The 12,654-nt window shown below is 65.8% G+C and carries 12 protein-coding genes; 5 read left to right on the plus strand and 7 right to left on the minus strand.

The genetic code is table 11. The features are described from left to right. The first annotated feature begins 56 nt into the window (after positions 1–56). Positions 57–1,220 carry a porin gene (locus J8I34_RS09370; protein WP_209805895.1) on the plus strand — a complete coding sequence of 388 codons (1,164 nt, stop codon included), beginning with the start codon at positions 57–59 and terminating at the stop codon, positions 1,218–1,220. Between the two features lie 556 nt (positions 1,221–1,776). On the opposite strand, the gene phaZ is transcribed toward J8I34_RS09370, so the two are convergent. The 5 genes from phaZ to J8I34_RS09395 form a co-directional block, all read right to left on the minus strand. Then, entirely contained in the window at positions 1,777–2,610 is an 834-nt protein-coding gene (gene phaZ, locus J8I34_RS09375) for a poly(3-hydroxyalkanoate) depolymerase (protein ID WP_209768735.1), read from the minus strand. A 61-nt stretch (positions 2,611–2,671) separates the two neighbouring features. Continuing rightward, positions 2,672–3,100, minus strand: coding sequence for a TIGR01841 family phasin (gene phaP, locus J8I34_RS09380; protein WP_029049873.1), 429 nt, complete (start codon positions 3,098–3,100; stop codon positions 2,672–2,674). A gap of 66 nt (positions 3,101–3,166) precedes the next feature. After that, on the minus strand, positions 3,167–4,837 hold the full coding sequence (locus J8I34_RS09385; protein ID WP_209805896.1) for an alpha/beta fold hydrolase: 1,671 nt from the start codon (positions 4,835–4,837) through the stop codon (positions 3,167–3,169). A 45-nt stretch (positions 4,838–4,882) separates the two neighbouring features. Further along, entirely contained in the window at positions 4,883–5,347 is a 465-nt protein-coding gene (locus J8I34_RS09390) for a MaoC family dehydratase (protein WP_029049875.1), read from the minus strand. Positions 5,348–5,591: 244 nt separating this feature from the next. Next, positions 5,592–6,590 carry an AraC family transcriptional regulator gene (locus J8I34_RS09395; protein WP_371748054.1) on the minus strand — a complete coding sequence of 333 codons (999 nt, stop codon included), beginning with the start codon at positions 6,588–6,590 and terminating at the stop codon, positions 5,592–5,594. A 269-nt stretch (positions 6,591–6,859) separates the two neighbouring features. Here J8I34_RS09395 and J8I34_RS09400 point away from each other — a divergent pair, with 269 nt between their 5' ends. The 4 genes from J8I34_RS09400 (at position 6,860) to J8I34_RS09415 (ending at position 10,072) form a co-directional block, all read left to right on the plus strand. Beyond that, positions 6,860–7,915 carry a beta-keto acid cleavage family enzyme gene (locus J8I34_RS09400; RefSeq protein ID WP_209805898.1) on the plus strand — a complete coding sequence of 352 codons (1,056 nt, stop codon included), beginning with the start codon at positions 6,860–6,862 and terminating at the stop codon, positions 7,913–7,915. A gap of 94 nt (positions 7,916–8,009) precedes the next feature. Next, entirely contained in the window at positions 8,010–8,213 is a 204-nt protein-coding gene (locus tag J8I34_RS09405) for a DUF1289 domain-containing protein (protein ID WP_209805899.1), read from the plus strand. Between the two features lie 58 nt (positions 8,214–8,271). After that, a complete protein-coding gene (locus J8I34_RS09410) occupies positions 8,272–8,970 on the plus strand; it encodes a DsbA family oxidoreductase (protein WP_209805900.1) in 699 nt (232 codons plus the stop codon). 124 nt (positions 8,971–9,094) lie between these two features. Further along, entirely contained in the window at positions 9,095–10,072 is a 978-nt protein-coding gene (locus J8I34_RS09415; protein WP_209768719.1) for a tripartite tricarboxylate transporter substrate binding protein, read from the plus strand. Positions 10,073–10,230: 158 nt separating this feature from the next. On the opposite strand, the gene J8I34_RS09420 is transcribed toward J8I34_RS09415, so the two are convergent. Together J8I34_RS09420 and J8I34_RS09425 are read right to left on the minus strand one after the other, a co-directional pair. Further along, positions 10,231–10,893: a response regulator gene (locus J8I34_RS09420; protein ID WP_209768717.1), complete on the minus strand. Its 663-nt coding sequence runs from the start codon at positions 10,891–10,893 to the stop codon at positions 10,231–10,233. Continuing rightward, positions 10,874–12,544, minus strand: coding sequence for an MASE1 domain-containing protein (locus tag J8I34_RS09425; protein ID WP_209805901.1), 1,671 nt, complete (start codon positions 12,542–12,544; stop codon positions 10,874–10,876). The genes J8I34_RS09420 and J8I34_RS09425 overlap by 20 nt, the downstream gene beginning before the upstream one ends. Between the last annotated feature and the right edge of the window lie 110 nt (positions 12,545–12,654).

Genomic DNA, 12,654 nt, shown 5'->3' on the forward strand with positions numbered 1-12,654 from the left:
AACCAGACGGAAACATCCGCATCCCAAAACCAAAGGAAACAAGGGGAGAACAATCCATGAAAATCAGGACCCTGGCCGCAGCCGCAGCGCTGGCCTGCTCGGGCGGCGCCCTCGCGCAGTCGACCGTCACGCTGTATGGCGTGGTGGACACGAACCTCGAGTACGTCAACCATGTAGGCGCGGTGCCCGTGGCGAGCAACCAGTTCAACCGCGGCCCGGCAAACGATGTCTACCGCATGAACTCGGGCGGCATCTCCGGCTCGCGCTGGGGCATGCGCGGCACCGAGGATCTCGGCGGCGGCCTGAAGGGGCTGTTCGTGCTGGAGAGCGGCTTTAACCTCGACACCGGCACGATGCAGCAAAGCAACCGCCTGTTCGGCCGCCAGGCCTTCGTCGGCTTGCAGAAGGACGGCCTCGGCCAGATCAGCCTGGGCCGCCAGTACACCTCGATGTTCGAGGCCCTGGCCAACTTCTCGCCGACCGCCTATGCCACCCAGTACGAACCGGTGGTACTGCAATCCGGCCCGAACTTCCGCGCCGACAACACCATCAAGTACAGCGGCAAGTTCGGCCCGGTCACGGCGCTGGCGCACTGGTCCTTCGGCACCGGCCTGGCCCTGCCGGCGACCGTGGGTATTGCCACGCCGATCGGCGGCAACGGCGAAGTGCCGGGGCAGTTCCGGCGCGATACCGCGTGGGGTGCCGCGGCGGCTTACCAGGGCGGTCCGTTCGGCGTGACCTTCGGCTACGACCAGTGGAACCCGACCATCGGCACGAGCAACGGCACGGTCAAGAAGGCCGTGGTTGGCGCCAGCTATTCGTACGGCCCGGCAAAGATCATGGGCGGCTACCGCTGGGGCCAGAACAAGAACGCCGCGGACGTGGTGATCCAGCGCGACGATTTCTACTGGATCGGCGCTACCTACCAGGTCACCCCCGCCGTCGGCCTGACGCTCGAATACAACTACGACGACGTCAAGAGCCTGTATGGCGACACCCATGTCGCCAATCCGTGGCAGGTCGCCTTCGTCGCGAACTACGCGTTCTCCAAGCGCACCGACTTGTACCTGACCACGGCATACGCCAAGAATGCCGGCCTGATGATGGAATCGCTGGCCACGGTCTATGCCAACAGCCTGTCTCTGGGCAACAGCTACGTGCTGGCCAACGGGCAGAGCAACATGTTCGGCGCGGCAGTGGGCATCCGCCACAAGTTCTGATAACGCGTCTCGCAGCATCGACCCTGCAACCGATGCTCTTTCGCGGCCGTCCGGGATTCCGGGGCGGCCGCGTTTTTTTTGGGGGGGTCTTTGCTGGTTTGCGGGACGGTTATGAATTGCGCTCCGGGAACCGCGGTGGCACAAACGTGCTGATTTTGGGGGCTCCCTCTCCCGCTTGCGGGAGAGGGTCGGGGTGAGGGCCGGCGCCTCCACGAAGGGAATCGCTGCGCTGCGTCGATGCTCCGGCCCTCAGCCCTTCCCCCACTCACTTACCCCTTCTCCCCCGCCCCCTCTACCGCGAGCGGGACAGGGGAGCAAACAGGCAGGAAAATGAAGGCAACCGGCACACCAGCGATGGTGTGCGCGAGCGCAGCGACGCACTCCGTGCCCGGGCTTCGAACCGGCGATACTGCCGGCGCGCAGCGCAGCCGAAGGCTTCCAAACGTTTCAGGTTCAATCAGCGTTGATCTGGATCCGGCGAGCTGTCACAACGTACTCGTGCAACAGGCGCCGGCCATTGTGGCGCTCCAGCTTCGCCCGGCTCGCCGGCAGTCCGCTAGCCGCGCAAGAAGCCGCGGACGACGCTGGCTGCGTGCTCCGGCCCGGTCACCAGGAAGAGATGCCCATCATCGACCATATGCAGCGTCGAGTCAGGGATGCGGGCCGCCAGGATCCTGGCATTGACGGGGGGTACGATCGGATCGTCGGTGCCGTGCATGACCAGCGTGGGCTGCCGCAGCGCCCCCAGCCACGGCAGGCTGCTCCAGCCCCATGCCGCCAGCAGCTGGTAGAGATAGCCGCGCCCTGGCGGCGGCTGCATGTGCTGGCCGTGCTCGTCGAGCAGGGAGGGATCGTGGCGGAAGGCACCGCCGTAGAGGTCGGCGCCGATGCGGCGCAGGTATTGGGGGTCGGTATAGCGGCGCACGCCGATCATCCTTGCAAGCACCGACAGGCGGCCCGGCACCATGAGCACGCCGGGCGACGTGGCCGCCAGCACCAGGCGCCGGCACCGCGACGCATAGAGGCGGGCGAACTCCTGCGCCAGCGCCCCGCCCCACGACACGCCGAGCGTGTCGACCTGGCCCGTATAGCCAAGGTGCGACAGCAGGCGGTCGGCCAGCACGCAAAGACCGGAAAGGCGGTAAGGCAACACCGGCGCGGGCGAGCCGCCGGCGCCGGGAACGTCGAAAAGAATGACCTCGATGCCCGCCAGGGCATCGACAAAGGGGGCGAGCAGTTCGAGATTGGCGCCGATGCCGTTGAAGATCAGCAGCGGCGGTCCGGCATCGCTGCCGGGCCGGATGCCGGCCCGCACAACCTGGCCATCCAGGTCCACGGTCAGCACCTGCAGCTTTTGGCCGGCGTGCGTGCCGGCGTCTGTTGTTGTCATCAGCTTGTCCTGGAGAGGTTGCGCACGGGCATGTCCGGCGCGCGGCCATGCCCGCCGCAGCTTATTGTTTCGGGCGCAGGATCCCCTTCACCTCCTCGACGTTCTCGGCGATGCGGCGTCCGACCACCGAAATGCTGTCCGCCTGCGCCTTGTACAGCGTGTCGGTCAGGCCGCGCACGCCGGCAACGGCCTTCTGCAGCGAGCGCGGCAGGGCTTCCGCCAGCTTCGCGGGCGCCGTGCCATCGACGGCCTGGCCGCGCGACAGCGCCTGCAGGTCGGCGGCGGCATCGCACAGGAACTCGGCCTGCTGGCGCACCAGCGACTGCAGGCCTCCCAGCAGCGTCACGTTGACGCTGGCGAGCGCCTCGATGTCCTTGCGGCGCGATTCCAGGACCGCGGCCGGGTCCAGGCGGTTGTTGCGCACGAAGTCGAGCAGTTTCTTGTGCGGTGCCTGCGCGGCCGAGGCACTTGCGGTGTTGGTCGATTCCATCTTGGTATCTCCTGACAGTTGGGTTGAAAAATTAAGATTGCAGTGTTGCGGAGTGCGCCGTGCGCGCTACGCCTCGGTCACATAGCGGCCCGGCGCTTCGCCGCAGGGGGCGAAGCGCAGGCTGCCGGGCGCCGCGGGCGCGTTGCGCTTCGGGCCCGAGCGCTTCTTCATCCACTGGGTCCAGTGTTCCCACCATGAGCCCTGCTCGGCGGTCGCGCCCTCCAGCCAAGTCTCGGGCTGCGCATCGGGCGTGCCGTTGCGGAAATACCTGGCCTTGGCATTGCCGGGTGGATTGACCAGGCTTTGCACATGGCCGCTGGAGCTCAGCACGAACTCGGTGCGCCCGCCGAACGCTTGCGCCGAACGGTACACCGCCTTCCACGGCGTGATGTGGTCGGTCATGCCGGCCAGCACATACTTGTCGCAGTCCACGTCGGCCAGCGAAATGGCGTGGCCGAGCACCTGCAGCGCGCCCGGCGTGGCGAGCTGGTTCAGCGTCAGCATGTCCAGGAACTGGCCATGCAGGCCGGCAGGCAGGCGCGTGGTGTCGTTGTTCCAGTAGAGGACGTCGAACGCCGGCGGCGCATTGCCGAGCAGGTAATTGTTGACCCAGTAGTTCCACACCAGGTCGTTGGGCCGCAGCCACGCAAAGACCCGGCCCAGCGCGTCGCCGTCGAGCACGCCGCGTGACGCACTGCCGTGCCGCGCCGCCGTGACCGCCTCGGGCGTGCTGAACAGCCCGAGTTGCGACTCGGCATCGAGGCCGAACACCGCCACCATCAGCGTGACGGCGTGCACGAGCTTCTCGCCACTGGCCGCGCAATAGCCCAGCAGCGCCGCCATCGTCATCGCGCCAGAGCAGGCGCCATGCACGTTGACGTCGGCACTGCCGGTGATATCGCGTATCGCATGGATCGCCTCGACCAGCGCGCCGACATAGGTATCGAGGTTCCAGTCGCGCTGCGCCGCCGTGGGATTGCGCCAGCTGACAATAAACACCTGCAGGCCCTGCCCCAGCATGTACTCCACCATGCTCTTGCCCGGTGCAAGGTCGAATACGTAGAACTTGTTGACCTGTGGCGGCACGATCAGCTGGGGCCGCGCATGCACCTTCGAGGTGGTCGGGGCGTACTGGATCAGCTCCAGCACTTCGTTGCGGAACACCACCACGCCAGGCGTGGCAGCAAGATTCTGGCCGACGCTGAATGCGCCCTTGTCGACCTGCGTGGGCATGCCGCCGTTGGTCAGGGCATCGCTGGCCAGGTTGAACAGGCCGCTGACCAGGTTCATGCCGCATGACTCGAAGGTCTTGCGCAGCGCTGCCGGGTTGCCCGCCAGGGTATTGGTCGGCGCCAGCGCGTCGGTGAGCAGCGACATGAAGTATTGCGCGCGATGCTTGCTGCGCGGGTCCATCACCGAACGCCGCACCGTGCCCTCGAGCGCGTCGCGCCAGGCCTGGTAGCCCTGCAGCGACATGCGGAACAGCGGAAGGTCGCGCCAGGCGTCGTCGCTGAATCTGCGGTCGCGCGTCGACGGCATCGGTGCCGAGCCGTCCAGCACGCTGACCAGGTCATGGGTGAGCTGCACCTGCTGCTCGAGTACCAGCACCGGCTCCTGCACGCACTGCGCGCCGATCTGCTGGGCGGCTGTGATGAAATCCTCGGGACGGATCCCGACAAACGGATTGGGTCCCGCCAGAAAATCGGTTGGCGCCTCCACGTTGGCTGCACTTGTCATACTGCTTCTCCTGTCTCTTCCTTGCTTACATCTGCTGTTGCCGCTTCACGCCATGACAAGCGCCAGGGCTTCGGCCACCATGGCCGGCTTGGCTTCGCCCTCGATCTCCATCGTGTTCTCGGTGCGCAGCAGCACACGGCCATCGCCCTTGTTGTCCGCCGACATCAGCCTGACGCGATTGCGCACGCGCGCCCCCGCCTTCACCGGCGCCAGGAAGCGTGTCTTCTCCACGCCGTAGTTGACGGCGGCGCGCGCATCCTCGGGCACCACGCCCATCTCGACCAGCTTCCCGGCCAGCAGCGACAGCGTCAGGTAGCCGTGGGCGATGGTGCCGCCGAACGGGCTTTCCCTGCGCGCGCGCTCCACGTCCACGTGGATCCACTGGCGGTCCCCGGTGCACTGCGCGAATGCATCGATGCGCGCCTGATCCACTTCCATCCACGCCGAAACGCCGAGTTCCTTGCCGACGAATGCGGCGAGCGTGCCCATGCTGTAGCCTTGAATTGCCATATGCTTCCTTGCTTGCTCTGGTTTCCCGTGCCTGCCGACCGTGTCGCATGCACGCATGTTTGTTTGTCTGCCGCATCGTAGTGCTGCGGCGCACAAAACCGGCTACCAAATCCGGCCCAATCGCTGACAATGCATGCCGCTTTGCATGGCGCTGGCACGGCGTGCGCGCAATGCGCAGCCGGGTCCTCACGGGATGGCGCGATTTGTCAATCGGGCGGCCGGCATTGCCAGCCACGGTGCGGCGCTAGGGCGCGCGGCGATAGGCGTTGGGCGTGCTGCCGGTCCAGTGCCGGAAGGCCCGATGGAAGGCAGTGGGATTGTCGAAGCCAACGTCGAAGGCAATGGCCGTGATCGCGTCATTGGATCGTGTCAGCCGCTGGATGGCGATGTCGCGCCGCACGCCGTCCTTGATCGCCTGGAAGGTGGTGCCTTCCGCGGACAGCCGGCGGCACAGCGTGCGTACGGAGCAGTGCAGCGCCGCGGCCACTGCTTCGATGGTCGGCGCTACGGGCAGGCAATCCGCTACGTACTGCCTGACGCGATGACAGGTCATCGGTTCCGCGAACGTGACGAAGATCCAGTCCTCGGGCGCGCGTGCCAGGAATTTTTCAAGGTCGCCCTTGCGTTGCCGCACCGGCATGTCGAGGAATGCAGCGTCGAACACAATGCCGCCGCGCTCGCAGCCGAAATGCACCGGGCCAGGAAACAGGTAGAGATGGTCGTTTGCCTGCGCCGGCCGCCCTGACGGCAGTTGCACGGCCTGCAGCGGGATCTTGTGGCGAATCAGCCATGACGCCACGCCATGCACCAGCTTCAGCATCAGTTCGCGCGCCATCGGGCTCACCGCCGGACCCGCCGCAGCCTCCACCAGCTCCACATATGCGGCATTGCCTTCGCGCCGTGACTCCACGCGGAACTCGTCCAGCAGCAAGCGGAAGAATTGCCCGAAGCGATGCAGTGCCACTTCAAGCCGTGGCGCATCCAGCAAGCTCAGGCAAAGGTACTTGAGCGTGCCGTTGCGCAGCGGGCGGCTGAAAATGCCCGGCATTTCATCGTCGAGCTCGTGCGCCAGCAGCCGGTACAAGGTCGAGAACTGTTCCTGCGTCACGCGTGCCGCGGGCTCGTCCATCAGCTCCGCCGCAATGCCCGAGCGCGCTGCCAGCTGCGCGATCAATGCAGGATCGGCGCCGGGCAGGAAGCCGTGGACGAAGGAAACCGGGACGGTGGGAGACAGGCAATTCACTTGAAAACTGGCAGGTATGCCGCAGCTGGAAAATGACATTAGGGCGCGATTGCGCCAGCGCCACGACACTGTGCAACGTTGCCCGCGCCCCGCACATCGTGTTTTCCCTGACTGTCCCGAAATGCCAAGCGATCGTCCCGGATCGTCAAATTGTTTCATGCCGTTGACCGATACTTCGGGTCATCGAATGACGATGAAAACAGGCGGACGGACCGCGAACCAGCAGGTTCTGGCCGGACCGCATGCGGACAACACCCAGGAGCAACAGTATGCAATTCCTCGACGATTCCCTGCACCCCGAGAACCAGGACAAAGTGGTTATTACCGTGGCCCCGTACGGCCCTGAGTGGATGCCGCAGGACTTTCCGGAAGACATCCCGGTGACGATGGAAGACCAGGTGCAGAAGGCTGTCGATTGCTACAACGCCGGCGCCACCGTGCTGCACCTGCATGTGCGCGAACTGGACGGCAAGGGCTCCAAGCGCCTGTCGAAGTTCAACGAACTGATCGCCGGCGTGCGCAAGGCCGTGCCCGACATGATCATCCAGGTCGGCGGCTCGATCTCGTTCGCGCCGGAAGACGACGGCCAGGCCGCCAAGTGGCTGTCGGACGATACCCGCCACATGCTGGCCGAACTGGATCCCAAGCCGGACCAGGTGACCGTGGCGATCAACACCACGCAGATGAACATCATGGAGCTGCTGTACCCGGAATACCTGAAGGGTACGTCGCTCGAGCACCCGGCCTACCAGCAGGCCTACCGTGAAATGACCGTGCCGGCCGGCCCGGGCTGGGTCGAGGAACACCTGCGCCGCCTGAGCAATGCCGGCATCCAGCCGCACTTCCAGCTGACCGGCATCCACGCGCTGGAAACCCTGGAGCGCATGGTGCGCGCGGGTCTCTACAAGGGCCCGCTGAACCTGACCTGGATCGGCATCGGCGGCGGCTTCGACGGCCCCAACCCGTTCAACTTCTTCAACTTCATCCACCGCGCGCCGGACGGCTGCACGCTGACCGCGGAATCGCTGCTGAAGAACGTGCTGCCGTTCAACATGATGGCCATGTCCATGGGCCTGCACCCGCGCTGCGGCATCGAGGACACCATCATCGACCAGCACGGCAACCGCATGACTTCGGTGCAGCAGATCGAGCAATGCGTGCGCGTGGCCAGGGAACTGGGCCGCGAGATCGCCTCGGGCAAGGAAGCGCGCGAGATCTACCGCATCGGCACCTGGTACGACAGCGCCGAGGAAACCCTGGCGGCACACGGCATGGCGCCCAACCGCAAGAGCGGGCAGAAGAACCTGCCGCTGCGCGCGGCCTGACGCGCTTCGCCTGGCTGGGGCCCCCCGGCCGGGTATTCATCGGCCGGGCGTTGCCCGGCCCGTGCGCCAAACCAACCACGACATCGCTGAAGTCATGAACCCTGCCCCCGCCGTCGCCAACCCGTGCCTCAACATCTGCCGCCTCGACGTTGCCGGCCGGTACTGCCAGGGCTGCGGCAGGACACCGCTGGAAATCGGCACCTGGGACCGCATGACCGATGCCCGGCGCGCCGAGGTGCTGACCGAGCTGCCAGCGCGCCAGCCCTGGCGCCGCGCCCCGGCCGCGTCCGCGCCCTGATTCCCCATCGCCCGCCCCCAGGCACGCATGTGCCGGCGGGCGTCATCAAGCTGTCGCCATGAACTACCCGACCACGCTTACGGTTGACGCCTACTTCGACCTGATCTGCCCCTGGTGCATGATCGGCAAGAAGCACCTGGAAACCGCCATCGAATGGCTCGTCCAGGAGCACCCGAACGTTGCCGTCCGGGTCGACTGGCGCTCTTACCCGCTGCTTCCGGCCACGCCTGCGGAGGGCACGCCCTACCGCGATTTCTACCTGGCACGGCTGGGAGGCCCCGAGGCCCTGGCCGCGCGCCAGGCGCAAGTCTGCGCCGCGGCACTGGACGCCGGCATCACGCTGGCGCTGGACCGCATCGAAACCTTTCCCAGCACGCTGCTGGCCCACCGGCTGCTACGCCACGCTGTCAGGCAAGCCGGCGCCGGCGCGGCGCCGGCGCTGCTGGACGAGCTGTTCACGCGCTACTTCATGCGCGGCGAGAACATCGGCGACCCGCAGGTCCTGCGGTGCGCGGCGGCAGCCTGCGGCATCGCATTGCCCGACGCCGGCGCCAGCACCGGCCGGCCAGACCTGGACTGGCTGCCGCCGCTGCACGACGCAGAGGATCCTCCCCTGCGCGCCGGCTTCGGCGTGCCCCATCTTGTTTTCAACGGCACGCACAGCGTGTCGGGCGCACGGCCGCCCGCCGTGCTGCTCGAAGCCATGCGGCGGGCGCTGGCGCGCGCGAAGCAGCGCGCCACGCTGGCGGCCGGCTGAATCTGCCCGCGCCGGCCCACGAACCGGCGCAGGCCCCCAATCTCTTCAACCTGATCCCATGACCACCCCGGCAAGAAGGCTGGCATGGGCCGGTTCTATCTCATATCTTTAAACGGAGACAACCATGCCAACCCGCCCCACCCTGTTCCGCCCCCGCCACGCCGTGGTTGCCGCCATGCTGGCACTGGCAATGCCGGCCGCGATGGCCTGGACCAGCAAGCCCGTGCGCATGCTGGTGCCGGCGCCTGCCGGCGGCACCATGGACGTGATCGCACGCCTGCTGGCCGACCAGCTTTCGGCCGACCTCGGCACGCCCGTGGTGGTCGACAACAAGCCGGGTGCCGGCGGCGGCATCGCGATCAGCGCAATGCTGGCCGCGCCGCCGGACGGCCAGACCATCATGGTGACCGCGACCAACGTGCTGACCGAAGTGCCGCACGTGCTGAAGACCCCCTACAACACGATGAAGGACATCCGCCCGCTGGCCGCGGTGGCGCGGTCGCGGCTGCTGCTGGTGGGCTCGCCAACGCTGCCGGCCAAGGACTTCAACGGCCTGGTGAACTATGCGCGTGCCAATCCCGGCAAGCTCAGCTTCGCGTCCTACAGCGCCGGCACGGCGTCGCACTACGCGGGCGTGATCATGAACCAGAAAGCGGGCATGGACCTGCAGCACGTGCCGTTTGCCGGCTCGGCGCCGGCGCTGACACAGGTGATGGGCGGCCAGATCGCCGTGATGTACGACGGGATGGTGACGTCGCTGCCGATGATCAAGGCGGGCAAGCTGCAGCCGTACGCCGTGGCATCGAAGAGCCGCTCGCCGCTGCTGCCGCAGGTGCCGACCTTCGCGGAACTGGGCTATCCGGATGTCGAGTTCAGCAACTGGGTTGGCGTGATCGCCTCCGCGCGCGTGCCTGTCGAACTGGCGCAGAAGATCCAGACCGCCACCTACAAGGCCGCGGCAACGCCTAAGGTGCAGGAGCGGATGCAGGCGCTGAGCTATGAGCCGATGGCCGCACAGACGTTGCAGCAGCTTGGACAGTCGCTGCACGATGAGTTCGACCGCAATGGCGGGATTGTGAAGGCGTTCAATATCCAGCCCTGATCGGGCGCTACCGTTCCGACGGTCCGCTCGCCCCTGCCTCGCCCTCTCCATTGAAAAGGGAGAGGGCGAGGCAGTCATCGTTACGGACCCCGGCGCGGAGTCGGGGCTTTTTTGAGAGCCCACCGCCGGCGAAGCGTCCGACCTGGGCTACTGACGCCCTACTCACTCTCGAGCCACTGGATCGCAAAGCGCATCAACTCCTTGCCGCTGGAAATATCCAGCTTCTCCTTGATGTTGGCCTGATGTGCCTCGATGGTCTTGACGCTCCGGTTCAGTTTCATGGCGATCTCGCGAGTGCTGAAGCCAAGTCCGATCAGATGCAAGACCTCGAACTCGCGTTCCGAAAGACACGCGACCGAACCCGCCGGGGTCTTTCCGGGGGCCGCCAGAGACCGCGCCAGCCTGGCATGCATCGCGGCGCTGAGGTAGATATTGCCTGCCAGCACCTCGCGGATGGCACTCATGACGTGCTCCGTGGCCTCGAGTTTCATCAGGTACCCATTGGCGCCCGCCCGCAATGCGCGCTCGGCAAACAAGGTTTCGTCATGCATGCTGAGGACGAGTATTGCCAGCTTCGGGTGGTGTTGCCTTAGCGTCTTGATAAGGTCCAGGCCGGAGTCCGACTGCAGGCTGAGGTCCACAATGGCGATGTCGGGCTGGCAAGCCATCGCCGCCAGGGCTTCTTCCGTACTGGCGGCCGCACAGCAGACGTGCAGATCCTCTTGCATCAGCAAATGGGTCAGTCCCTCCCGGATGATGGGATGGTCGTCGACGATCAGGACCCTGGTTGCGGGGCCACGGCTAGATAGCGTCTCTGGCATGGCCGGGACCCTCCGGTATCGGATAGCTGATGGCAACCGTGGTGCCGCCCATGGCATTGCGGGTGACGGCGCACGAACCGTCCAGCAGGCTTGCGCGGTGACGCAGGTGGTGGAGTCCCAGTCCCGAAGCGCGTTCCATCCGGTCCGCGTCGATCCCAACGCCATCGTCGCTGATCGATAGCGTCTGGATTTCGCCCTCGCGCTCCAGGTCGATCCAGATATGGCTGCCCTGGCTGTACTTCAGGGCGTTATTGACTGCTTCCTGTGCCGCACGGTAAAGGTTGGTCTGCATTGGCGGATCCGGCAAGTCCACATCTGAGGCGATGCGCAGCGTACAGCCAATGCCGTTCAGCGAGCGTGTCGATTCTGCCAGACCCTGGAGTGCGGCCGTGAGGTCGCCGGACTCCCCGGCGACGGGATCCAGGCCATGGGCAATCCTGCGGGTCATCAAGGACGCCTGTTTCACCAGTTCGACGACCGTAGCCGCATCTGCGGACGCCGGGTTCCCCTGCTTCTGCAGTTCCCGGCTCAACGTGGCGCAATAGAAGCCCAGGCTGGTAAGGTGCTGCCCGAGGCCGTCATGCAGTTCCCGGCCAATGAGCCTTTGTTGGTGATCGCCGATCCGGATCAGCTCCGCCTCCAGCCGGCGCCGCCTTTTCATCTCCTGCTTCAGTTCATCGTTGGCCCGCTCAAGGTCCTGGGTTCGCTCTTGCACGCGCCGCCCGAGTTCCTTGTGGGATGCCATCAGGAGACGATGAAAGCGCTTCTGCCGGGCATGTGCCGCCACCAGCAGCAACCCGGTGATCGCCATCACGTTCGCGAACGCACACCATCTTACAAGGCTGTCCACGGGGGATTCCGCGGCAAACGGGCCGGTGCCGTGCGTGGTGCCCCGAATGGCGATGATCGAGACCAGCAAGGTCGCGAGGCTGGTGCCAAGATGATCAAAGCGCAGGGCGGCCCAGATAACAAACGGAAAGATCGCCATGGCCGCAGGATAGTAGCCGTGCCCGGCAAGCTGCGGCGCGCCGAAGATCAGGTAACTTACCCAGAGGAGCCCCACGGCCAGTCCACACGATTCCACGGCTTGCCTCGCCGAACGGACAGGACTCGGATAGGTGAGCAGGTTCAGCAGCGGCGGAGCCACCACGAGCACCCCCATCATGTCGCCGAGCCACCATTTCAAGAAGGCGGCGCTGTATTCCCCGCCTGACAGCAGCCCTCCACCCCAGAGGGCAGTCGCGCCAATCAACGCGCTCAGAGCCGAGCCGAGCGTCGCTGCCAGGATGATGAAGGCCAGGACGTCCTTGATGCGATCAAGCGACACCTGGAACCCGGCGACCCGCTTTAGCAACCATGTGGCCGTTAAGGCGGCTGCCGTCGCGCCGAGGCCGATCACCGCGGCGACATGCGGAGGCACGCCCACGGACATGTTGGCCAGCAGCGAGCCAATGGCAACGCCGGGGGCAACGCCGAAGCCCATCGTGAGCAGCGCAACGAGGGCGATGCCGCTGGATGGCCAGACCAGGGACACCGCACCGCCCACTACCGCATAAGCAAGCCCCAGCCTTGCACCTGCAAAATACGCCAATGCGACTAATCCGGTTTGAATAAAGAGGTTGAGCCTCGACTTCTGCAGAATGATGGGCATTGTTCGATTCTCAAACCCCGGGACAGACTCCGGCACACCAAGCCATGTCCAGCGTTAGCCGAAATGACAAAATTCCTGCGAAAACCAACACATCAAAATTTGTAAAAACC

The organism is Cupriavidus phytohabitans (assembly GCF_017815025.1).
Lineage (GTDB): Bacteria > Pseudomonadota > Gammaproteobacteria > Burkholderiales > Burkholderiaceae > Cupriavidus.

Excerpts from the sequence above, each read along its gene's own strand:
- phaZ (WP_209768735.1), bottom strand. The coding sequence starts at position 2,610 with ATGACAACAACAGACGCCGGCACGCACGCCGGCCAAAAGCTGCAGGTG.
- J8I34_RS09415 (WP_209768719.1), top strand. The coding sequence starts at position 9,095 with ATGCCAACCCGCCCCACCCTGTTCCGCCCCCGCCACGCCGTGGTTGCC.
- J8I34_RS09370 (WP_209805895.1), top strand. The coding sequence starts at position 57 with ATGAAAATCAGGACCCTGGCCGCAGCCGCAGCGCTGGCCTGCTCGGGC.
- J8I34_RS09410 (WP_209805900.1), top strand. The coding sequence starts at position 8,272 with ATGAACTACCCGACCACGCTTACGGTTGACGCCTACTTCGACCTGATC.
- J8I34_RS09385 (WP_209805896.1), bottom strand. The coding sequence starts at position 4,837 with ATGACAAGTGCAGCCAACGTGGAGGCGCCAACCGATTTTCTGGCGGGA.
- J8I34_RS09425 (WP_209805901.1), bottom strand. The coding sequence starts at position 12,544 with ATGCCCATCATTCTGCAGAAGTCGAGGCTCAACCTCTTTATTCAAACC.
- J8I34_RS09390 (WP_029049875.1), bottom strand. The coding sequence starts at position 5,347 with ATGGCAATTCAAGGCTACAGCATGGGCACGCTCGCCGCATTCGTCGGC.
- phaP (WP_029049873.1), bottom strand. The coding sequence starts at position 3,100 with ATGGAATCGACCAACACCGCAAGTGCCTCGGCCGCGCAGGCACCGCAC.
- J8I34_RS09420 (WP_209768717.1), bottom strand. The coding sequence starts at position 10,893 with ATGCCAGAGACGCTATCTAGCCGTGGCCCCGCAACCAGGGTCCTGATC.
- J8I34_RS09400 (WP_209805898.1), top strand. The coding sequence starts at position 6,860 with ATGCAATTCCTCGACGATTCCCTGCACCCCGAGAACCAGGACAAAGTG.
- J8I34_RS09405 (WP_209805899.1), top strand. The coding sequence starts at position 8,010 with ATGAACCCTGCCCCCGCCGTCGCCAACCCGTGCCTCAACATCTGCCGC.